We start from the raw sequence: 21888 nt of genomic DNA, 5'->3' as shown, positions 1-21888 counted from the left end.
CTTTCGAAAGTATTTATCATTTTGATACACAAATATTGAGAAAATATTACTTTCTGTATTAATATAAAAAAGATAAAGGTAATATAATTGATCTTATAGAATTACTCGTACATTCAAAATTTATTAAGAGAGTGGAGAGTGATTCTAATGTTCAAAAAAAGGATGGTAGCAATTGCTACAGCAATACCGTTAGTGTTAGGTACAGTATCGGTTGTTTCAGCGGTAGAAGAGAAACAAGTAAAGATAGACAGGTATTCTCCTCAGGAAAAAGCAGCCGAATATTTAAAAGCGAATGCCGCGCAATATTCATTAAAGACAGATTTGTCAGACTTACAGTATATTTCAACTACTGATACACAGGTAGCTTCATATGTTAGATTTCAACAAGTAGTAAATGGTTCCCCTGTATTTTCAAAACAAATAACCGTGACTCTTAATGGAAAAGGACAAGGGGTGCTTGCTGTTTCTGATTATCAGCCTGTTCAAAATGTGAAAGAAATAAAGCAAAAAATTAGTGAAAAAGATGCAGAGCAAAAATCAAAGGTATATGTTGGTGGAGAAAGTGAACAAAATTTATGGGCTCCAACAATGAAAGAATTCGGGTATATCATTGAAGAGGGAGTTGCCATTCCTGTATACCGAGTTGTAGTTCACTCCAATCAACCATTTGGTGCATGGGAAACATTCATTGACGCTGAAAATGGAAAACTACTAAAAAAGGTAGATATAAATCGTAAAGCGGAGGGAACAGGGAAAGTGTTTTTGCCGAATCCTGTCGTAACAAGTGGTAGTGTAACTGGATTAAAGGATAATAATGATGCAGATTCAGCAGCATTAAATAATCAATTAAAAACAGTTACTTTAAAAGGCTTAAATGGAACAGGCTTTTTAGTTGGAGATTATGTCACAATTTCTTCAAAGGCAAAAACAAAATCTTCAACTCTTCAATTTAATTACACACGTTCAAATGATAGTTTTGAAGATGTAATGGCATATTATCATATCGATACTTTACAACGTTATATCCAGCAAATAGGATTTAAGAACATTAACAATCGCTCTATTAAAGTAAATGTGAACGGAACGAGAGATGATAATTCTTTCTATTCCCCGTCAACAAAAGATTTAACATTTGGAACTGGTGGAGTAGATGATGCTGAAGATGCAGGAATTATCGCACATGAATATGGGCATTCGATTCAAGATAATCAAGTTCCGGGCTTTGGTAGTTCTCCAGAAGGTGGGGCGATGGGAGAGGGATTTGGAGATTTCTTAGGTGCAACTTATGAAGATGCTACATCAACTACAGGATATGGAAAAGCATGTGTAGGAGAATGGGATGCGACTTCTTATTCAAGTTCAAATCCAACATGTTTGCGTCGATTAGATAATAATAAGGTGTACCCAAGAGATGTGCAAAATGAAGTACATGCAGACGGAGAAATTTGGTCCCAAGGAGAGTATGAAATGGCACAATCCTTTGGCCGTGATGTAGCCACAAAAATCATTTTACAATCGCACTGGTCATTAACGCCAAATGCTAAATTCCGTGATGGGGCAAAAGCGATTAAACAAGCAGATGCTCTTCTATATGGTGGACAACACGCGGCGGAAATTGATCGGATTTGGGCGGCAAGAGGAATTAGTACAAATTAAGAATATGAATGAATAATAAAGAAACCCTGGCATAACACCGATTATGCCGGGGTTTCTTTATTATTTGTATTTACTATCAAAAATTAACTATCCAGTCATCTAGGAGTTTTCCAGATTTATTGATTTACTGACGCAAAGGCTGTCTGAGAGAAAGTAGGTACAATTTGATTTAATACTACATCTAATGATTGGCCATGGGCTAGCAAGAGTTCATCAAGGAAGCGCTGTCCTTCAGTAGATGAAGTGAGAATGGTAGTTACTAGCTGTGGGTCAAATATAGTATGTGGTGAGATTGCTAATGAGTTTACTGCCCAATACATTCCGTATAATTTGAAATCACGCTCGGTTGTGGCATATTTAAGAAATAAATCCATATATTTTTGGCCAAAAGAAATCCCTTTCAATTGCTGTGAACTCACATATTCGACACCTTTCCACTGCAAATCAGTAGCACAATTGAGCCACCAAGCTGGTTCGATTACATCTTGCATTTTTTTGAGAACTCTTTGTTCGAAATGAGGGATAGGGTTATGTTGTTGTTCTTGCAAGCAAGACTCGAGTACTTCTACTTCAATTGCAGCAATGGTCATTCCTTGACCGAAAATTGGATCGTAAATACAGAATGCGTCTCCCAAGACTAACAATCCAGAGGGCCATCGATCCATTTGTTCAAAGTGATGACGAAACAGTTCTGGAACACGATAACTCCGAGGAGAGGATATTGGTTCAAACTCGTACAAAATTTCGCCAATTATCGGACTTGGGAGCTGGGAAATAGCCTGCTCAAACTCTTCGGCATTTGTAGGAGGATAATGTCCACCAGGACGATAGATTAGCACTTCGGCTATATTATTTTCAATAAAGGAAAAGACGCCTGTAAAAGTTTCTTTAGTTGGCTGCCCTGCAATATTGATTGTGTCCCATTTTTCTGTGAGATGTAGTAGGTGGGAGGGAACCTTATAGCGGCGAGTACTATATCCAAGGGAGACTTTCAAGTGATCTGAATCTGGCACATCATAACCCTGATCTTGAAGCCAATTTACGAGTTTAGAGGAACGACCACTAGCATCAACTATCAAATCAGCATTTAGTGTTCGTACTTGTTCAGATTTTCCGCGTTCTGAGACTTGGACTCCTGTAACAGTTGTTTGATCAATCGTCATTAATAAACCAATTACGTTATGATTTGTGAGAAAACTAATATTAGAAATTTTTTGTACTTGTTTACGAAGTGTCCATTCAAGCAAAGCTCTACTGAATTTGACATCATTCCGTGGACATTGCATTTCTATCGTGCCATACTGATTCATGTTATGGATGGTTTTATTTAGTACTGAGGGTGCACCTTGTGCTGCTAAATCATTTTCATAGCCTGGAAAGAGTCGTTCTGTAATTAATTTACCACGCTGGGTAAAACGATGTGGATGGAAGGCTTGTGGAGTACCAGGACGGTTGTCAGGTCTTTCTGGAAAAGTATCTTTATCGACTATAAGCACTTCTTTATAGTAGGTAGAAAGTACTCTTGCAGTTAGTAACCCTCCAATACCACCCCCAATGATAATTGCTCGTTCTGTTTTTCCTGTTGTTAGTGCATAGTTGGTATGAGTCATAATTTTCAACCTCCATTTATCAGGTGAATTTTAATCAGTATTTTTCATTCCACACGGGTTATTAGTGATTGACTGAGGTTTTTCCTGCTTGCTAAATTGAATATTCTGCATTAAGGTCATTTAATGGAGCCACACTAGGAAGTTGAAAGGTAGTTAGAGTTTTTAAAGGGAAAAAGAATGATACAAAAAAGCGTCATTCTTTCCTAATATTTTTTAGAAAGACCAACGCAATTTTCCATTTAATATATTTGTTTTATAAGTTTGAAGATACAGATATGATTATTGCAAGAAATCTTTTCTAATTTTGTAGAAGAATTTTATTTTTGAGATTCCTTAAAAACAAAATGCTCTTTAAACTTTCTTCCCTCAACTTTTTGACCATTTCGCATTGCACGGAAAGGATGTTCTTGCCATGTAATCATGACATCTACCTCGTTTGTTTTTACGGAAACAGGAAAATTTGCATGTTCAAACCCTGTCTTCCCACTTGCTAATCGAGCTTCTTTTAAAGAAAAGAGTTCATATTTTGTTTCCGTGTTTGGTTCATTTCGGAATACTTCCACTTGTACGTTATATACTTCATCTTTTCCAATGTTTTGTACTGAGAAGTGATACGTGTGAAAAACATCTTTTTTAGGTTGTAACATGTTTTTGTCTGTTTTCTTTACTTCGTCAATATGTACTTTTCATTGTTTTGAATTCTGTGAGATGGGTAATGATTGTGGGGAATAGGCGTATGCTTGATTTGTCATTATCATGCATAATAGTAAGAGTAAGAAACTTATAATTTTTCTCATGTATAGACCTCCAGAAGAAATTTACTAATAATATGCCTAGGAAAACAAATTGTTATGTAATGAAATAGTTTCTTTCTGAGTGGGAGGGGAAGTCATGATGCAAAAGAACTTGAAGAAGTGGCAAATCAAACTGATGTTGTTTTAGTGAAAGATTCGCGAGGAATAACATTAGAAGAAATTGTTTCAGAATGGATTTGAAATTAAAATCAGAAAATAATGAAAAAACACCTTGCATTTTCTCTTTTAAAGGAATAGAATACTCTGTAAATATAAAAAGTGATGAACAGGAAAAGTACATGATGTAAGGGTCTCCAGAGAGCAATCAACTGCTGAAAAGATTGCGATACCGCATGATGGAAAGACACCTGTGAGCGTTGCTTTGAACGTGAAGGTTAGTAAAAGCAAACGGTACCTACCGTTATCAGGTTTAAGATGGTCAGTATGACAATTTGGGTGGTACCGCGGAAAAATCCGTCCCTATTTATAGGGGCGGATTTTTGTATTCTTTGAAAGGAGGTGAGTGGCCGTGGATGATGATGATGATAACAATAATGTAAATAAATATGAAAATATAGGAGGAAACAATAATGGATCAATCAATGAAGCGGTCACTCGTTCGTGAATGTAAAACATGTAGTAAAAAGGTGGTTTTACTACAAGGTTGGGTGAAAAAAATTCGGCATTTGGGGAATATCAGTTTTTTATTATTACGTGACCGAACAGGTGTTATTCAATGCGTGTTAGAAAAAGAATTAGCGGGATATAAAGTAGACGTAGAAAGTGTTGTTCAAATTATTGGCGAACTTGTGGAAACCACAAAAACAGAATTAGGTGTGGAACTGCTTGTAGAAGAAGTAAAAGTGTTAAATACTGCTGAGCCACTTCCTTTTGAAGTGAATAAAAGAAAGCTGCAAGTTGGTTTAGATCAAATGTTGAATGAGCGCGTCATATCGCTTCGGCATGAACGGATACAAGCCATTTTTACGATTCAATCTACGCTCGTACAGGCATTTAGTGAATTTTTAATAGAGAACGATTTCACACGTATATTTACGCCGAAAATCGTTTCTCAAGGAGCAGAAGGGGGAGCGAATGTTTTTAAACTCCCTTATTTTCAGAAAGAGGCATATTTAGCTCAATCTCCTCAGTTTTATAAACAGATGATGGTAGCAGGTGGTTTTGAACTTGTTTTTGAAATTGCTCCTGTTTATCGAGCTGAGCATCATAACTCTTCTCGTCATTTGAATGAATATATATCATTAGATGTAGAGATGGGTTTTATTGAAGACTTTTATGAAGTGATGGCATTAGAGGCAGATGTTTTACGTTATATGTTTGAACAAGTAGGACAGAAATGTGAAAAAGAATTAGTGCTCTTGCAAGTTACGGTTCCTATAATTACAGAAATTCCAAAGATTACACTTGCAGAGGCGCAGAGCATTTTAAAAACAAAGTACCGAAAAGAATCACCAGCAGGCGACTTAGATACAGAAGGGGAAAAACTAGTTGGAAAATATGTGAAGGAAACATACGGTAGTGATTTTGTCTTTATCACACATTATCCGAAAGAAGCGAGACCGATGTACACGATGCCGAATAAAGAAAATCAAGCTGTTACGGATTCTTTTGACTTATTATATAAAGGATTAGAGATTACATCAGGTGCGCAGCGAATTCATGAGTATCGTATGTTACTTGCTTCTTTTAAAGAAAAAGGGTTACAGCCAGAAAACTTCGAGTCTTATATTAATACATTCCGATATGGATGTCCGCCTCATGGTGGTTTTGGGATTGGGTTAGAAAGGCTTGTATATAAGTTTTTAGAACTATCAAATGTGAGAGAAGCGAGTGCATTTCCGAGAGATTGTACGCGTCTCGTGCCATAAAGAAAAAGAATCTTCGCGCTTGTTGCGAAGATTCTTTTTTAGTGATAGAAATTTGTACAGTTAAGTTTCTTTCTTTCGACAAAAAAATAAATAACTTACTTGACAGTCATAAATATAACCGATATAATTCGTAGTAATTTCAAAAGAAATTATATTCAGAATATTAGAGTGCGTTGAATAGGAGTAGTAAGGTCATGTGTTTGTACAGAGAGCTATGGGTTGGTGTGACATAGTCAAATGACATCCTGAACTCGCCTAGGAGCAGTAAGGTGGAACAGAAGTCTAATTCTTAGTAAATCTTAACGGTTAACCTTCGATAACAGGTTTGTAATCAAACGATTACTGCTAAGGTGGATTCATAATGGAATCAATAAGGGTGGTACCGCGTTAAGTAAATGGCTTAGCGTCTCTTTATATAAAGAGATGCTGGGCCATTTTTTTATTATATATAGGAAGAAATGGAGGGTTTATTTGGATTGGTTAATAATATTTATTTATTAATATAAAAAGATGTAATTAGGAGGAAAATAGGATGAAACAGACGGAGCAGTGGACTTCGAAATTAGGATTTATAATGGCTGCAGCAGGATCTGCAATTGGGCTTGGAGCAATATGGAAGTTTCCTTATATTGCTGGAAAGAGCGGGGGAGGAGCATTCTTTTTAATCTTTATATTGTTTACGGTATTAATAGGTCTTCCGTTATTGATAGCTGAATTTATGATAGGGCGCAGTACACAAAAACAAGCAATCGGAGCATTTAAAAGTATCGCACCAAATACAGGCTGGCATTGGATTGGACGTCTTGGCGTTGGAACTTGTTTTATTTTGTTATCATTTTATAGTGTTGTTGGTGGCTGGGTATTAATCTATTTATTCAGAGGGATAACTGGACAACTGATTACACCGCAGCAAAATTATAGTTCACTATTTACAGAAACAATTGGGGATCCGGTTTGGGCAATTGTTGGCCATTTTGCTTTTATGTTTATTACGATTTGGGTTGTATCAAAAGGGATACAAAATGGAATCGAAAAAGCGAGTAAATATATGTTACCAGCATTGTTCGTTCTGTTTGTTGCTCTTATTGTACGCTCCTTAACACTTGATGATGCGATGAAAGGAGTCAAATTCTTCTTACAGCCTGATTTCTCAAAAATCACATCAGAAAGTATTTTGTTTGCAATGGGGCAATCATTCTTTGCTATTAGCATTGGGATATCCATCATGGTCACGTATAGTTCTTATTTAAATAAAAAAGAAAGTTTGCCACGCTCAGCGGTAACAATTGTTGGACTAAACTTATTTGTTTCTTTATTCGCTGGTCTAGCTATTTTCCCAGCAGTATTTTCACTAGGAATGGAACCGACAGAAGGACCAGGGTTACTATTTATTGTGTTACCTTCAGTTTTTAGTCAAATTCCATTTGGTAGCTTTTTCTTAACAGTATTTCTTGCACTATTCACATTTGCAACGTTAACATCTGCGTTTTCACTACTTGAAACGGTTGTTTCAGCACTAGCGAATGGACAGCAGGAAAGAAGAAAGAAATTGTCATGGATCATTGGATTTTTAATTTTCTTAGTTGGTATCCCATCTGCACTTTCATTTGGTGTATGGAATGATATTACAATCTTTGGTAAAAATATTTTTGATGCGGTAGACTTTTTATCTAGTAATATTTTAATGCCACTTGGAGCTTTGTTTATTAGTATTTTCGTCTCATTTAAAATGGAGAACAAGGTATTAGAAGCAGAATTTTTTGTTGGCGGTAATTACGGGAAAGCATTGTTCACTTGCTGGGTATTCTTGCTTCGATTTGTCGCTCCGATTGCGATTGTCATTGTCTTTTTGAATGTGATTGGGATTATTTGAAATTAAATAATTGAATATTCGGAAATTATTAAGGTGTATTTAAGGAAAAAACCAACCGAATTATTAAAAAATGCGGTTGGTTTTTATCCTGTATAAGTAAATCAATTTTATTTATTAAAAGTTATTTTCCCTTTAACATTATTTACTTTTATTTTATCGCTTTTAGCACCTAAGATGGTAACATTCTTTTCAATATTATTGATAGCGGCTGAACCATCACCAATTTTGGCTCTTATAGATCCTTTTATATCCTTAATAACAACTTTTCCGTTGTTATTATCAAGATTAATGTCAGACTTTGTATGCACAATATCTACATTTCCATCTCTATTTGTTACACTTACAGTTCCATTAACGTTGGAAATGTCAATATTACCGTTGACATTAAGTATATTTATATCTGAATCGAGGTTAGAGACTTTGATATCGCCGTCTCTATGAGTTTTTTTAAATTCAACTTTTATGTTTTTAGGTAATGATAGTTTGACATCAACCCAAGTTTCGCTATTGCTAAAAAATTGTCCATCAAAAGAAGTGTTTAAAGTTGCAATTCCATTTTTGGCTGAAAGACCTAGTTTTAATTTATCCATGCTGATACCTTTAGCCTTTGCAGTAATAGAAGCCTCTATTTTATCTGATTTAGGATTTGTTGAAATATCAATATTGCCGTTACGGTTATCTAATGTTAACGTTTTAACATCAGTAGCGGATAGCTCCAGTTGTTGTTCTTTTGTTTTACTTTCGGAATTTGAACAACCAGTAAGTATAAGAGTTATTAATATACAGAATTTAATCCATCTTTTTTTCAATGTATTTTCCTCCAGTCTTTAATAAAAAATTTAAGCGACATCTTTTTTTACGAATATGGGGTATGCAATTCCATGCATGATGAATATATGAATTAAGATAAATAGTATAGAAAAACTGAAAGTCATGCCCTCTACAGGGGGATTCTCATATACGAAACTTGATAAATCCGTATGAGAGAAGATGAAATATTTTGTCCAGCTGAAACCTTTTAATGAGATACTCATGACAAAACCTGCAATTGCTACTAAAAGAGAAAATACGATAGAGAATGTAGTACTTTTAAACGCCGCTGAAATCATAAAAGCTAAAGTTGCAACAATAATTAAGTAAGGAATCTTAAATAATAAGCTACCAATTAGTGCCTGAAGGAAGCTTGTTTTTTGAACGGCATGATCTTTGACAAATAAGTATTCACCATTTATTCCATCAAAGCCTAAAAGAATGCCACTAAATAGAATGGAAAGAAGGAACGTCATTACGATTAAGAAAAATCCAAATAATAAAGTAGAAATATATTTAGAAAAATATATTTGTGTGCGAGTAGCGGTTCGTGTTAATAAAAATTTAATTGTACCGGATTGAAATTCACTTGCAACAATTTCACCAGCTATTATGAGTGTAAGAATGGAGATAGCTATTAAAAAATTTGTACTTTGTCCAATCGTAAAGAACCATGCATTGTTTGTTGGTTTTATATTACTGTCAATGTAATAATTATTTAGTAAAAGTTTTTTTTCATTTTCTATTTTTTCAATAGGTAGTTTTAGAGATTCTTTTTCAACTTGAAGTAATGCATTTTCTTCAATAAGAGATGTCTTCCAGTCATCCCCATAATTAACTTGGCTGGAAAGCTTTACGTTTAGGAATTGAATGAAAATAAATACAACCATAACACCTACCATAATCCAAGTTCTTTTTCGTTTGAAAATTTTCATATTTTCATTTTTTATTAGATTAATCATTGTGCACTCCATCTCCAGTCATTTCAATAAATTTGTCTTCTAAAGTTGTTTTAATGGATTGAACAGCATAAACATTCACTCCATTTTTGGCTAATGTATCGCAAATTTCAGGTATATGTTCTTTACTTATTTTGATCGTAATGACATTTTGATTTGTTATGATTTCTTCACCTATTACTGATTTTTGTAAGAGTGGGATTGCTAAGTCTGTTCGGTCTACTTCAAATTGTACAGCTTGTATCTGTTCTTTCGTAATATCTTTTATATCATGTATACCAATTAAATTTCCTTTGTCTATAATAGCGATGCGATCACACATCATTTCCATTTCGTCCATTAGATGGCTTGAAACAACAATTGCTACATTTTCGTCTGTAGCTAGTTGTTTTAAATGAAACCTTAAATCTCTAATTCCTTGAGGGTCTAATCCATTTGTAGGTTCATCTAAAATGAGAAGGGTGGGTTTGTGTACCAAAGCAATTGCAAGAGCAAGCCGCTGTTTCATTCCTAAAGAATAAGTGGAAACTTTATTATGAATACTTTTTTCCAACCCAACTAAAGAAACAACCACATCTAAACGTTCTTTTGGAATATTAGGTGTCATTCTAGAGAAGTGAAGGAGGTTATCATATCCAGATAAAAATTTGTATAAATCAGGATTCTCAACAATCACTCCAATATGTTTCATAGCTTCTTTAAAGTCTTTGCTTGTGTCTTTTTTGTTAATTGTGACTGTTCCACTGGTTTTGGAGATTAAGCCAACAATCATTTTAATTGTAGTGGATTTTCCAGCACCATTTGGACCTAGAAGACCAAGAATTTCTCCTTCTCGAGCATCAAATGATAATTGATTAACGAGTGTGCGCCTTCCAATTTTCTTAGTTAAGTTCTGTACTTTTAAAATACACATATTTTGTTCACTCCCTTAATATTAGTGACATGTTTCGGCTACTAACATAGCAAAAAGAATGTAATATAAGGCAGTGACAAAGTGTCATAACCTTGCTATGATGAAAATGGGAAAATAGGGGATATGTATAATATTCATCTTGATAGGGGGTATATGAAAGTTGAATGACATAAAAAATAAGTTACTTTGGCAGGAATTGGTAATGATGCTTATTCGGATCACTTGGATTGTTGCAATTGTTACTTTGACATATCAAGATAATCCAAACTTTCCGCTTGAGATTGTTTTTATAAGTACATTTCTGTCTTATGTCATACCTGTCATATTATATAAATTACAAAGTGAATTATATGTAGTAACAGAAATTATCTTAGTAGGTGGACTTTCGCTTTATTTTGCATATACATATCATTTGGCTCAGTTTTTATCTCCTGCAATTTTAACGCTTGCATTTTTTTGTCGTGGAAAAGTAAATTTCTATGCATTATCTGCAATGATAGTTATCTGTGTATTGGGAGTTTTCTTGAATTTTGGGTTTGATCGAAATAAGCTGCTTCTAAGTATATTTGATGTTCTCTTTATATATGGCGTAGGTCATTTACTACAAAGAGTTGTTTATTCTATGGATGCTATTAAGAAAAAACTGAAATTGATTAAAGATAAGAATGCAATTTTAGAACAATATTCGTCCCAAGTAGAAAGAATAACTTTGCTTGAGGAAAGGGATAGAATGGCAAGAGAATTACATGATACGATAGGATATAAATTTACTTCGGTTATATTGAGTATGGAAACATTACGACCACATCTAGCAACCAAGGAGGGAGAGGAAAAATTACAAGAAATATTAGATATATCACGATCTGCATTAGATAATATTCGAAGACAGGTTCACGAAATGGATCCTCAAGAGGAATCAAATCTAGATGTGTCTATATTGAACTTAATAGAAGAGTTTAAAAGTAATACAAATGTTCATGTTGTTTTCCGTACGGTTGGAGAATATTATCCAATGGCTAAAAAACTGAAGAGAACTTTCTGTCGGTGTTTACAAGAGGCAATGACAAACGCAACAAGACATGGGGGAGCAGAAACGATACAAGTTCTTTTACAATATCATAAAAATTATGTGATGCTTCAAATACAAGATGACGGTATAGGCATGGAAGTTATGCAGGAGGGCTTTGGTTTATCGGGAATGAGAGAACGCCTAAGTGAATATCATGGAAATTTGAGTATTGATTCCACTAAGGATACAGGAACAATTGTGACTTGTTTGATTCCGACCTTACATAAAGAAGAATCATTTGCCCAAGATAAGATTCATATATTAATAGTAGATGATCAGCCTATCATTTCAGATAGCTTAGAATTTTTATTGGATAAATACGGTTTTCGCGTATCGGTTGCGAATAGTGGGGCACAAGCCTTAAAGCAATGTGAAGAAAGGCAGCCAAATGTTGTTCTTATGGATATACAAATGCCTAAGATGAATGGGATTACAACAATGAAGAAAATCAAAAATAGGTGGCCAGATACTAAAATAATTATGGTCACAACTTTTGAAGAAACTTCTAGTGTTTCAGAAGCGATTGAAGCGGGAGCAGAGGGATATGTACTTAAATCTGTTCAACCAGAAGAGTTAGTAGCGGCTATTCGATTAGTACATTTAGGTGGGACAATGCTATCTCAGGACGTGGCGACTCGCTTATTTAAAGAATATAGTCCAATGCCGAAAAAGCCTCCTTATGAATTGACTCCTCGTGAAATGGACGTATTAGGATGTCTTAAAGAAGGACTTCGATATAAAGAGATTGCAGCAAAGTTATTTTTATCAGAAGGAACTGTAAGAAATTATGCTTCTTCTATTTATATGAAACTTCAAGTATCAGGAAGGGGAGAAGCTGTAAAAAAAGCATTGGATGAAGCTTTTCTATAAAAAATTTAGAATGGAGGATGAGAAAATGTACTATTATGTTACGGATATATAACATGTACGGATTCGTGGTCCTCCTATTTGTATATGGTGTCGAAATATAAAAAAATAGGAGGAGAAAGAGATGAAACAAGAAAAAGAGGTGCTATTACAAGGTAAAATGGTGAAAGTACGCGGGAAAAAGCTGTATATGGAGATGCATGGATCACTAGAGAAGCATCCTGTATTGTATCTTCATGGAGGTCCTGGAGAGATGTGTTTTGATTTTTCCTATCATCAAGCACATAGATTACAAGATTCTTTTCGACTCATTGCCATTGATCAACGTGGGGTAGGACGTTCAGAGGAAATTGGACAGAAAGAGCCATTTGGATTGCAAGATCTTATCGAAGACTGCGAAGAGCTAAGGAAGATGTTACAAATTGAAAAATGGTCTGTTATTGGACATTCCTTTGGTGGGTTTCTAGCGTTGTTATATGCAGAAATGTACCCACAATCTATTCAAAAAATTATTTTTGAAGGGCCAACTTTTGATTTTGCATTAACTAGTAGAGCGTTATTAAAAAAGACAGGAACTTTGTTAATGGAGTATGGGAAAGAACAGCAGGGAAAAGAATGTATAGCTATCGCAGAGAGTAATACTAGTTCAGAGGAATTGCTAGAAGCTTATTCGAAATTAAGTGATGAATTAGAAGAAAACAGAATGGAAATATATAATTACGTTGAGGATGAAACGGATTATAGTTTATATAGTGAGGGAGAATGGGAAGAGTTTTATAAGCGTTCCGCAATTCATTTTATAAGATTGAAAGAGGAAGGGAAAATTTATCAATCTTTATTATTAAAATTAAAAGATGTCGAGAATCCAATGTTGCTAATCATAGGAAAACACGATGTAGTAACTTGTGAAAAACACATTGAAGTATTTCAAAGAGATACTCAAAATGGTAAAGTCATAGTCTTTGAAGAGTGTGGTCATACACCGCATTATGAAGCGGCAGAGCGATTTGCAGAAACTGTGATTGATTTTTTGAAGTGAATTAAGAAAAGGTGCTTCATAAAAATGAGAAGCACCTTTTTTCTTCATGTTTAAATTTCAGGATGGAAGATTGTAATGTTAGGCCATTTACTTTGCCAGTTCTTTTTTTGTAATCTTTTTTTATACATATTAGTGCGCTCTTTCGTTTCGAGGAAATGAGGTGTTGGCTTCACCTGTAACGTGAGAACATCTTCTATTCCGCAAGGGGCGGTTAATACAATATTATCTTGGTCATCTAATGTAACTCCAAGAGCAGTCGCTGTTTCGGGGAATTTAGAAATTGCGTCGACTGAAGATGAATAAGGTGGCATGTTATTGACTACATGCATACGAGCTTGATTTTTCACTGACCATGGAATAGTAGAATCTATACTTTTAAGCTTATTTTCTAATTTTTCTTCGATGGATTCACTAATATGTAATGGGTCAAAATAGATAATATCTATGTCTGGTGTTGGTGTTCTTACTTCATATCCATGGAGAACATCCCAAATTTTAGAACGAACAAACCCAGCACAAATCCACCAATCAGGAAGTTGTAATGATTTTGCTGTCTGCAATATTTCCATCATCCAAGTATCGTTTTGTATGAGTTTAATAATATCTTGTTCTGTTTTCATATGCATACATATCTCTCCTTATTAAATGTGCTCTTTCATTACATGTTTTTTTGTATACTTCAATTTTTGTATATTGTTTGTTTTCATCATTCGAATGAATGAACCGCCTGTTTCAAAGTTTTGAATTACATACCCAAATAGCTTTGTGAAAGTAGGATATAGAATAATTGCGAGCAGTGTACCGATGGAAGCTGTGAATAAAACGAGACGTATTGTTCTTTCTAAATCAATAGAAGAGTCTATCTTGGCCTGATCAACGATACCGCCAAGTAAAAAAGCTTGCAGTAAGTTGGATGTTCGTGAAACCAGCAACACCAACCCAACTACGGATAGGGAAACAGCAATCTTTTTTTAACGCATACCTGCTAAGTGAATACTATAAGAACTCGTTTCGACTGCATGGATGATAATCGTGAAAGCCATTATGAAAATTAATGTTATCGTCACCTTTGGTCACCATTTTTCTATGAAATTATACTTATAATACAACAAGAACATAGTTTTGAGTATATATATTCGTGGCTCAGACTGTTGGGAAGAAGCTAATGTGTGAAAAAACAACATAAATATTCAAAATAAATAAATATTTTGATAATATAGAAAGGATGGTGATTTTTCTGTTAGAGGGGGATTTGTGTCATGCATACATATTATAGTAATCGTGCAAAAGAGTATGAAGCAGGGATGTATACAACATTTCTATTTGATTTAGATGGAACATTAACAGATCCGAAAGAAGGAATTATAAATTCGGTTTTATATGCATTGCGAAAAATGGGAATAGATGAACCGAATCAGAAAGAGCTAGATTTTTTTATTGGTCCACCAATTCAGCATTCGTTTGCAGATAGATACGGAATGGACGAAAAACAAGTAGAGCAAGCTGTTACATATTTTCGTGAATATCTAAAGCGAAGCGGCCTACTTGAGAATAGTGTACATGAGATGATTCCCTATATTTTACAAAAGTTAAAAGATGAAGAGAAACGATTATTTATTGCAACTTCAAAACCCACTGTATTTGCAAAACAAGTTTTAGAACACTTTAACTTGATTCATTTTTTTGAAGAAATTGTTGGTAGTAATTTAGATGGAACCCGAATAAAGAAAGATGAAATTATTGAATATATTTTGCATACAAATCCAGAGTTGCAAAGAGAAGAGGTAGTGATGATTGGGGATAGAAAGCATGACATGATAGGAGCTAATTGTAATGGGATTGACTCTATCGGTGTATTGTATGGATATGGGAGTGAAGAAGAATTAAAAGAAGCAGGAGCGACGCATATTGTGAAACATGTCGAAGAGTTGCGAAGCTTTTGTGCAAAAGACAGAAGTTTTAAAATATAAAACAAAAAAGCAAATCCCTTTATAACGAGTAATAGTTAAATCGTTTTCGTTTAAAGGGATTTTTCATATGTAATAGAATAGTAATAAATATGCTATTTTAATTATAAAAATTTTGTTAGAAAAGGGGGAGAAATGTCAGTATTTGAATCGTTATAAAAGCGATATTTTGTAGGGATACATAGAAAAATCCGGATTAAAAAGATTGAATTTTCAGTCGAAAGAAGGTGAGAGAATTGGAGCTAGTTATTATTTTATTAGCACTTAGTTTACTTATGTTTGTTGCCTATAGAGGATTTTCTGTTATTTTATTCGCACCGATTTTTGCTCTATTTGCAGTATTTTTAACAGAACCTAGTTTTGTACTGCCTTTCTTTTCGAATATTTTTATGGAGAAAATGGTAGGCTTTATTAAGTTGTATTTTCCAGTTTTCTTACTAGGTGCTATTTTCGGTAAAGTAGTAGAAATGTCTGGAATTGCAGATTCTATAGCTAAGACAATTATTGAAATAGTGGGTGAAAAACGGACCATTTTGGCTATCGTTTTAATGGGGGCTGTTTTAACTTATAGCGGTGTGAGTGTTTATGTTGTTGTGTTTGCAATATATCCATTTGCTGCAAAATTGTTTCGTCAAGCGAATATTCCGAAGCGCTTAATACCTGGAACAATCGTTCTTGGAGCTGTCACGTTTACGATGGATGCACTCCCAGGATCACCGCAAATTCAAAATGTAATCCCGACAACATTTTTTAAAACAGATATTTATGCAGCACCTATACTTGGTATTATTGGTGCTATTTTTGTCTTAACGTTAGGATTGATCTATTTAGAGAGTCGACGTAAGAAGGCGAAAGCAGCTGGAGAAGGATATTTTGGTTTTGAAGATGGGAATTCTGAAATGGCAGCATCACTGGAGTTAGAGCAAAAGAATCATACTTCTCTTCAAAGTATTAAAATTTCAAGAGTACAGCAAGTCGTTGCTTTTGTACCACTTATTTTAGTAGGAGTTATGAATAAGTTTTTTACAATAACAATACCAAAATGGTATCCAAATGGTTTTGATTTTTCCTCAATTGGAATGAAATCGTTTGGTAAGATAGAGTTAAGCGCAGTACTTGGTATTTGGTCTGTAGAATTAGCACTCATCATTGGGATTATAACAACGCTTTTATTATATTGGAAGCGTGTTGTAACAGGATTTCAAGCAGGATTGAATACAAGTATTGGAGGAGCATTGCTTGCAACAATGAATACAGGAGCAGAATTCGGCTTTGGTGGCGTAATTGCAGCACTTCCAGGGTTTGCGATTATGCGAGATAGCATTTCTGCAACATTTACTAATCCACTCGTAAATGGAGCGGTGACAACGAATATTCTTGCTGGTATTACTGGTTCAGCATCGGGAGGAATGGGAATTGTATTAAGTGCAATGGGAGATAAATTTATTGCAGCGGCAGAACAATATCATATTCCACTTGAAGTTATGCATCGTATTGTTTCAATGGCATCGGGAGGGATGGATACACTTCCACATAACGGAGCAATTATTACAATCCTTACTGTTACAGGATTGACACATAAACAATCGTATCGTGATATATTTGCTGTGACAATATTGAAAACGGTCGCTGTATTTTTAGTAATTGCTTTTTATATGTTTACAGGAATCTACTAATAAATTTATTAGTCTGGGAGGAAATAATTAATCGAAGTGGAATATTACATTTGATAATTTATACAATGGAAATTTCACATTATAAAATATTTAGTAGGGAAAGAAGGAGTGGGTTATTTGCAAGAAATCGCAGAGTTTCGTATGCCAAAGAACGTTTTGTACGGGAGAAATTCACTGGATAAATTAGGAGAACAAGCAATTAAACTAGGGAAAAAAGCTTTCATTATCAGTGATTCTATTATGAAAAAACTTGGTTATATTGATGCGTGTGTGAAACTACTAAAAGCGAAAAAAATAGATGTTATTACTTATGAAAATGTAAATGCGGAACCAACAAATATCCACGTTTTGGAAGCGTTAACGATATGTGCAGAGTCAAAATGTGATTTTATTATTGGGCTTGGTGGAGGAAGTTGTATTGATGCAGCAAAAGCTGTAGCAGTTCTGTTTACAAATGGAGGAGAGATTGAAGATTATGTTCAAAATCATGTGGAAATAGAAAAGCAACCATTACCCCTTATTGCAATTCCAACAACATCTGGTACAGGATCAGAAGTTACAAGTGTTGCTGTTATTACAAATACAAAAACAGATGTCAAAATGATGATTAAGCACCCAAATTTCACGCCACAAATCGCGATTATCGATCCCTTATTGACACGTTCTGTTCCACCGAATATTACTGCAGCAACAGGTATTGACGCACTATGTCATGCAATTGAAGCATATCTTTCTAGATTTTCGCAACCGCTTACAGATGTATTAGCACTTGCAGCAATTGGAGCGATTATGAAACACTTGCGGATTGCCTATGAAAAGGGGACAGATATAGAAGCACGAGAAGCAATGATGATTGCATCCTTACAAGCTGGCATTGCTTTTTCAAACGCATCGGTCACTTTAGTCCATGGAATGTCACGTCCAATTGGAGCACTATTTCATGTACCCCATGGTATATCAAATGCGATGTTACTACCAGCAGTTTTAGATTTTACAAAAATTTGCTCAGTCAAACGCCTCGCAGATATTGGGCGGATTATAAATTCGGAATTACATTCATTATCTGATGAAGAGCTTGCTAACCATGCTATTTTTGAAATAAAGAAACTCTGTTTGGATCTACGTATTCCTAATCTTAGGGAGTACGGAATTGATCAGGTTGAATTTGAAAATGCTCTTTCAAAAATGGCGAAAGATGCATTGGCTAGTGGGAGTCCGAGTAATAACCCGCGCATCCCTTCTTATCATGAGGTGAAAAAATTATATCGTATATGTTTTGACTATCAATATGAAAATTCTATAAGTACCTCAATAGATTTCTGAATATTATTAAAATATTTCCACGGAAATGAAAAGGGGGCAGGAGATGGAATTAGTAATTATTTTATTGGCTCTTTGCATGCTGATGTTTGTTGCCTATCGTGGTTTTTCGGTTATATTATTTGCCCCAATTTGCGCGCTATTTGCGGTTTTATTAACAGAGCCAAGTCACGTATTACCTTTTTTCTCTAATATTTTTATGGAAAAAATGGTTGGGTTTATTAAATTATATTTTCCAGTATTCTTACTCGGAGCAATTTTCGGTAAGGTAGTAGAAATGTCAGGGATTGCGGAGTCTATTGCAAAAACAATTATTCAGCTAGTTGGTGTCAAACGTTCCATGCTAGCAATTGTTCTGATGGGTGCTATATTAACCTATAGTGGCGTCAGTTTGTTTGTAGTTGCTTTTGCGGTATATCCATTTGCAGCTAATTTATTTCGAGAGGCTAATATTCCAAAACGATTAATACCAGGAACAATTGCTCTTGGAGCGATTACGTTTACAATGGATGCGCTTCCGGGGACACCGCAAATTCAAAATGTTATTCCAACCACGTTTTTTAAAACAGACATTTATGCAGCACCATTTCTTGGAATCATTGGGGCGGTCTTTGTATTTCTTGTTGGTATGTTGTATTTAGAAAGAAGACGAAAAAAGGCAGAGGAAAGTGAAGAAGGTTATTATGGTTGTGGAAATGAGAACTCTGAAATGGCAGCCACAACTGAAACAGAACAAAATATAAAACCACCAGCTATTCATACTCCCGAAATTACACCACTTCGCCAAGTACTTGCTTTTATACCGCTTATTTTAGTGGGGGTAATGAATAAAGTTTTTACAGTGATGATTCCAACATGGTATCCAAAGGGATTTGATTTTTCATCTATTGGATTAAAAACATTTGGCAAAGTGGAACTTTCTGGTGTGCTAGGCGTATGGTCTGTTGAACTGGCACTATTAATCGGAATTATTACAACGATAATTTTAAATTGGAACCGCTTATTTACGGGATTTCAAGCTGGCTTAAATGCAAGTATTGGTGGTGCATTGCTTGCTGCTATGAATACTGGAGCGGAATATGGTTTTGGGGGAGTTATAGCAGCATTACCCGGCTTCGGTGTCATTCGGGACAGTATTTCTACGACGTTCACAAATCCTCTCGTAAATGGTGCAGTTACTACAAATGTCCTTGCGGGAATTACTGGATCAGCATCAGGAGGAATGGGGATTGCTTTAAGTGCGATGTCGGAGAAATACATTGCGGCGGCAGAGCAATATAATATTCCATTTGAAGTGATGCATAGGATTATTTCAATGGCATCAGGAGGAATGGATACATTACCACATAACGGTGCTGTCATTACATTATTGGCAGTAACTGGATTAACACATAAGCAATCCTATCGTGATATTTTTGCAATTACTATTATTAAAACAATAGCTGTATTTGTTGTGATCGGTGTTTATAGCTTAACTGGAATTGTATAAGAAGAACTAAAAAAGGACATTTGTTTGTTTAACAAATGTCCTTTTTGTTATGTTAAAATTACATAATAATGTTGTATAAATTTTAAATGAGAAAATAAGGGGGAATGGGTAAGATGAAAATGATAGGTCTTATTGGTGGAATGAGCTGGGAGTCTTCTTCTGAATATTATCGCATTATTAATGAAGAAGTAAAAAAGAGGTTAGGAGGATTACATTCAGCGAAATGTCTTTTATATAGCGTTGATTTTGAAGAGATTGAACGATATCAATCTGAAGGTGATTGGGGAAAAGCGGGGAACGTATTAGGAGAAGCTGCATATTCTCTTGAGAAAGCTGGTGCAGACTTCATTGTTATTTGTACGAATACAATGCATAAAGTGATTAGTAATATTAAAGATAAGGTGAGTATTCCTATTTTACATATCGCGGATGCAACAGCTATGGAAATAAAGAAACAAGGAATTCGATCAGTTGGTTTACTCGGAACGAAATATACAATGGAACAAGATTTTTACAAATCACGTATAGAAGAAAAGGGTATGAGAGTAATGATACCAAATGAAACAGATAGGGAATTAGTAAATAGAATCATATATAACGAGTTATGTTTAGGAAAGGTTAATCAAACATCAAGAGATTCCTATAAAGAAATAATAAATCGTTTCGTACAAAATGGAGCAGAAGGAATTATATTAGGTTGTACGGAAATAGGGCTATTAGTAAAACAGGAAGATTCTCAAGTTCCTTTATTTGATACAACTTTTATACATGCTGTTGAAGCTGTAAACATCTCTTTAGGAGGTTATTTGGATGTGGTGAAAAAGAATAAAAAATAATTACATAACTTTATTATGTAAACTAATCCGGTTGTGTCGATGGAAAATATTCAGAAGATACTTTATAATGTAAGTGGTTACAAAAAAGGGGGAGTATGGATGTTTTCACTTCGGCCAATTGCTTTTGTACATAATGAAAGAAAAATGATAATGGATGATGAATGGGGAGATGTACAATCTCTTATTACATTAACGGATTCATATGCAGAAGAGAGTATACAAGGAATTGAAGATTTTTCACATATTGAAGTAATCTTTTATTTTCATAAAGTGAAAGATGAACAGATTCAATATTCGGCTAGACATCCACGAAATAATAAGGAATATCCGAAAATAGGTATTTTTGCACAGCGGGGGAAAAATCGTCCCAATCGATTGGGGGCGACAATTGCAAAAGTTGTAAGGCGAGAAGGAAAATCAATTGTAGTTGAAGGATTAGATGCAATTGACGGTACACCTATATTGGATATAAAGCCTGTTATGAGAGAGTTTTTACCGAATGAAGATATTTTACAACCTGAATGGGTAACGGACCTTATGAAGGAGTATTGGAAAGGAAGCGAAGTAAAGTGAAAATATATGAAGCGACAATTGAAGATTTAGATGGAGTAGCATCAGTATTTAATAATTATCGTACCTTTTATAAACAAGAGTCGAATGTGGGAGAAGCACGAGTATTTTTGCGTAATCGCATAGGGCGAAAAGAATCTGTAATTTTTGTAGCTGTTGAAGATGGGGAGTACCTTGGATTCACACAATTATATCCTTCTTTTTCATCAGTTTCGATGAAAGAATTATGGATTTTAAATGATCTATTTGTACAAGAAGGTAAACGCGGCGCAGGTATTGGAAAAAAATTATTAGAAGCGGCTAGAATTTTCGCACTAGAGAACGGTGCAAAAGGATTAAAATTGCAAACAGAAATAGATAACATATCAGCACAGCGATTATATGCCGAGAATGGATATTTGAGAGATAATCGTTATTTCCATTATGAATTAACTTTCTAAATTCAATATTAATACAGGCGAAAATACAAACCGAACTCTATCATTCAACGTATATTACTATTGTGCAAGTTCCTGTGAATACAACGTACAATATTATTTGCGATTGCTTGT

Annotated in this window: 17 protein-coding genes, 2 pseudogenes and 2 other annotated features; of the genes and pseudogenes, 12 read left to right on the top strand and 7 right to left on the bottom strand. The window is 34.7% G+C overall.

The window, feature by feature from the left end:
* Nucleotides 1–147 precede the first annotated feature (147 nt).
* On the top strand, nucleotides 148–1656 hold the full coding sequence (locus tag ORL93_RS22555) for a M36 family metallopeptidase (RefSeq protein WP_018766452.1): 1509 nt from the start codon (nucleotides 148–150) through the stop codon (nucleotides 1654–1656).
* A 116-nt stretch (nucleotides 1657–1772) separates the two neighbouring features.
* On the opposite strand, the gene ORL93_RS22550 is transcribed toward ORL93_RS22555, so the two are convergent.
* The gene (locus ORL93_RS22550; protein WP_097794957.1) at nucleotides 1773–3266 is read right to left on the bottom strand and encodes an NAD(P)/FAD-dependent oxidoreductase; all 1494 of its coding nucleotides are present in this window, start codon (nucleotides 3264–3266) and stop codon (nucleotides 1773–1775) included.
* Nucleotides 3267–3583: 317 nt separating this feature from the next.
* A pseudogene (locus ORL93_RS22545) lies at nucleotides 3584–4063 on the bottom strand (hypothetical protein).
* 270 nt (nucleotides 4064–4333) lie between these two features.
* Nucleotides 4334–4545 (top strand) — a binding site (T-box leader).
* A 105-nt stretch (nucleotides 4546–4650) separates the two neighbouring features.
* Between ORL93_RS22545 and aspS the strand changes: the two are divergent.
* Nucleotides 4651–5949, top strand: a complete 1299-nt coding sequence (gene aspS, locus ORL93_RS22540; RefSeq protein WP_097794958.1) for an aspartate--tRNA(Asn) ligase — start codon at nucleotides 4651–4653, stop codon at nucleotides 5947–5949.
* Nucleotides 5950–6113: 164 nt separating this feature from the next.
* Nucleotides 6114–6363 (top strand) — a binding site (T-box leader).
* Between the two features lie 118 nt (nucleotides 6364–6481).
* Nucleotides 6482–7822 carry a sodium-dependent transporter gene (locus ORL93_RS22535; protein ID WP_097794959.1) on the top strand — a complete coding sequence of 447 codons (1341 nt, stop codon included), beginning with the start codon at nucleotides 6482–6484 and terminating at the stop codon, nucleotides 7820–7822.
* 107 nt (nucleotides 7823–7929) lie between these two features.
* On the opposite strand, the gene ORL93_RS22530 is transcribed toward ORL93_RS22535, so the two are convergent.
* The 3 genes from ORL93_RS22530 to ORL93_RS22520 are packed head-to-tail and all read right to left on the bottom strand — an operon-like array spanning nucleotide 7930 to nucleotide 10504.
* A complete protein-coding gene (locus tag ORL93_RS22530) occupies nucleotides 7930–8631 on the bottom strand; it encodes a DUF4097 family beta strand repeat-containing protein (RefSeq protein WP_006094715.1) in 702 nt (233 codons plus the stop codon).
* Nucleotides 8632–8661: 30 nt separating this feature from the next.
* A complete protein-coding gene (locus tag ORL93_RS22525) occupies nucleotides 8662–9594 on the bottom strand; it encodes an ABC transporter permease (protein ID WP_033798843.1) in 933 nt (310 codons plus the stop codon).
* Nucleotides 9587–10504, bottom strand: coding sequence for an ABC transporter ATP-binding protein (locus ORL93_RS22520; protein ID WP_265959537.1), 918 nt, complete (start codon nucleotides 10502–10504; stop codon nucleotides 9587–9589). The genes ORL93_RS22525 and ORL93_RS22520 overlap by 8 nt, the downstream gene beginning before the upstream one ends.
* Before the next feature lie 160 nt (nucleotides 10505–10664).
* Between ORL93_RS22520 and ORL93_RS22515 the strand changes: the two genes are divergently transcribed.
* On the top strand, nucleotides 10665–12443 hold the full coding sequence (locus ORL93_RS22515; RefSeq protein WP_265959536.1) for a helix-turn-helix transcriptional regulator: 1779 nt from the start codon (nucleotides 10665–10667) through the stop codon (nucleotides 12441–12443).
* A 121-nt stretch (nucleotides 12444–12564) separates the two neighbouring features.
* A complete protein-coding gene (locus ORL93_RS22510; RefSeq protein ID WP_097794962.1) occupies nucleotides 12565–13479 on the top strand; it encodes an alpha/beta fold hydrolase in 915 nt (304 codons plus the stop codon).
* 50 nt (nucleotides 13480–13529) lie between these two features.
* On the opposite strand, the gene ORL93_RS22505 is transcribed toward ORL93_RS22510, so the two are convergent.
* Complete coding sequence (locus ORL93_RS22505) at nucleotides 13530–14105, bottom strand: nucleotidyltransferase family protein (protein ID WP_097794963.1); 576 nt, start codon at nucleotides 14103–14105, stop codon at nucleotides 13530–13532.
* A gap of 33 nt (nucleotides 14106–14138) precedes the next feature.
* Nucleotides 14139–14546, bottom strand: a pseudogene (locus ORL93_RS22500) (lipid II flippase family protein); the annotation flags it as partial.
* A 237-nt stretch (nucleotides 14547–14783) separates the two neighbouring features.
* On the opposite strand from ORL93_RS22500, the gene ORL93_RS22495 reads away from it, so the two are divergent.
* From ORL93_RS22495 to ORL93_RS22465, 7 genes are all read left to right on the top strand, one after another.
* On the top strand, nucleotides 14784–15449 hold the full coding sequence (locus ORL93_RS22495; protein WP_265959565.1) for an HAD family hydrolase: 666 nt from the start codon (nucleotides 14784–14786) through the stop codon (nucleotides 15447–15449).
* 233 nt (nucleotides 15450–15682) lie between these two features.
* The gene (locus ORL93_RS22490; protein ID WP_018766439.1) at nucleotides 15683–17122 is read left to right on the top strand and encodes a GntP family permease; all 1440 of its coding nucleotides are present in this window, start codon (nucleotides 15683–15685) and stop codon (nucleotides 17120–17122) included.
* A gap of 108 nt (nucleotides 17123–17230) precedes the next feature.
* Nucleotides 17231–18445 (top strand): iron-containing alcohol dehydrogenase, encoded by a 1215-nt coding sequence (locus tag ORL93_RS22485; protein WP_098161616.1) that lies wholly within the window; start codon nucleotides 17231–17233, stop codon nucleotides 18443–18445.
* Nucleotides 18446–18488: 43 nt separating this feature from the next.
* Entirely contained in the window at nucleotides 18489–19931 is a 1443-nt protein-coding gene (locus tag ORL93_RS22480; RefSeq protein WP_097794965.1) for a GntP family permease, read from the top strand.
* A 113-nt stretch (nucleotides 19932–20044) separates the two neighbouring features.
* Nucleotides 20045–20767, top strand: coding sequence for an aspartate/glutamate racemase family protein (locus ORL93_RS22475; RefSeq protein ID WP_040119506.1), 723 nt, complete (start codon nucleotides 20045–20047; stop codon nucleotides 20765–20767).
* Nucleotides 20768–20866: 99 nt separating this feature from the next.
* Entirely contained in the window at nucleotides 20867–21340 is a 474-nt protein-coding gene (locus ORL93_RS22470) for an SAM-dependent methyltransferase (RefSeq protein WP_006094725.1), read from the top strand.
* On the top strand, nucleotides 21337–21777 hold the full coding sequence (locus ORL93_RS22465; RefSeq protein WP_097794966.1) for a GNAT family N-acetyltransferase: 441 nt from the start codon (nucleotides 21337–21339) through the stop codon (nucleotides 21775–21777). The genes ORL93_RS22470 and ORL93_RS22465 overlap by 4 nt, the downstream gene beginning before the upstream one ends.
* The last annotated feature ends 111 nt before the right edge of the window (nucleotides 21778–21888 follow it).

This window comes from Bacillus sp. DHT2 (assembly GCF_026241455.1).
GTDB lineage: Bacteria > Bacillota > Bacilli > Bacillales > Bacillaceae_G > Bacillus_A > Bacillus_A pseudomycoides.
This window is presented reverse-complemented; position numbering and strand designations above follow the sequence as displayed.

Coding starts and splice junctions, on each gene's coding strand:
- ORL93_RS22555 (WP_018766452.1), top strand. CDS start 148: ATGTTCAAAAAAAGGATGGTAGCAATTGCTACAGCAATACCGTTAGTG.
- ORL93_RS22550 (WP_097794957.1), bottom strand. CDS start 3,266: ATGACTCATACCAACTATGCACTAACAACAGGAAAAACAGAACGAGCA.
- aspS (WP_097794958.1), top strand. CDS start 4,651: ATGGATCAATCAATGAAGCGGTCACTCGTTCGTGAATGTAAAACATGT.
- ORL93_RS22535 (WP_097794959.1), top strand. CDS start 6,482: ATGAAACAGACGGAGCAGTGGACTTCGAAATTAGGATTTATAATGGCT.
- ORL93_RS22525 (WP_033798843.1), bottom strand. CDS start 9,594: ATGATTAATCTAATAAAAAATGAAAATATGAAAATTTTCAAACGAAAA.
- ORL93_RS22520 (WP_265959537.1), bottom strand. CDS start 10,504: ATGTGTATTTTAAAAGTACAGAACTTAACTAAGAAAATTGGAAGGCGC.
- ORL93_RS22510 (WP_097794962.1), top strand. CDS start 12,565: ATGAAACAAGAAAAAGAGGTGCTATTACAAGGTAAAATGGTGAAAGTA.
- ORL93_RS22505 (WP_097794963.1), bottom strand. CDS start 14,105: ATGCATATGAAAACAGAACAAGATATTATTAAACTCATACAAAACGAT.
- ORL93_RS22495 (WP_265959565.1), top strand. CDS start 14,784: ATGTATACAACATTTCTATTTGATTTAGATGGAACATTAACAGATCCG.
- ORL93_RS22480 (WP_097794965.1), top strand. CDS start 18,489: ATGGAATTAGTAATTATTTTATTGGCTCTTTGCATGCTGATGTTTGTT.
- ORL93_RS22475 (WP_040119506.1), top strand. CDS start 20,045: ATGAAAATGATAGGTCTTATTGGTGGAATGAGCTGGGAGTCTTCTTCT.
- ORL93_RS22470 (WP_006094725.1), top strand. CDS start 20,867: ATGTTTTCACTTCGGCCAATTGCTTTTGTACATAATGAAAGAAAAATG.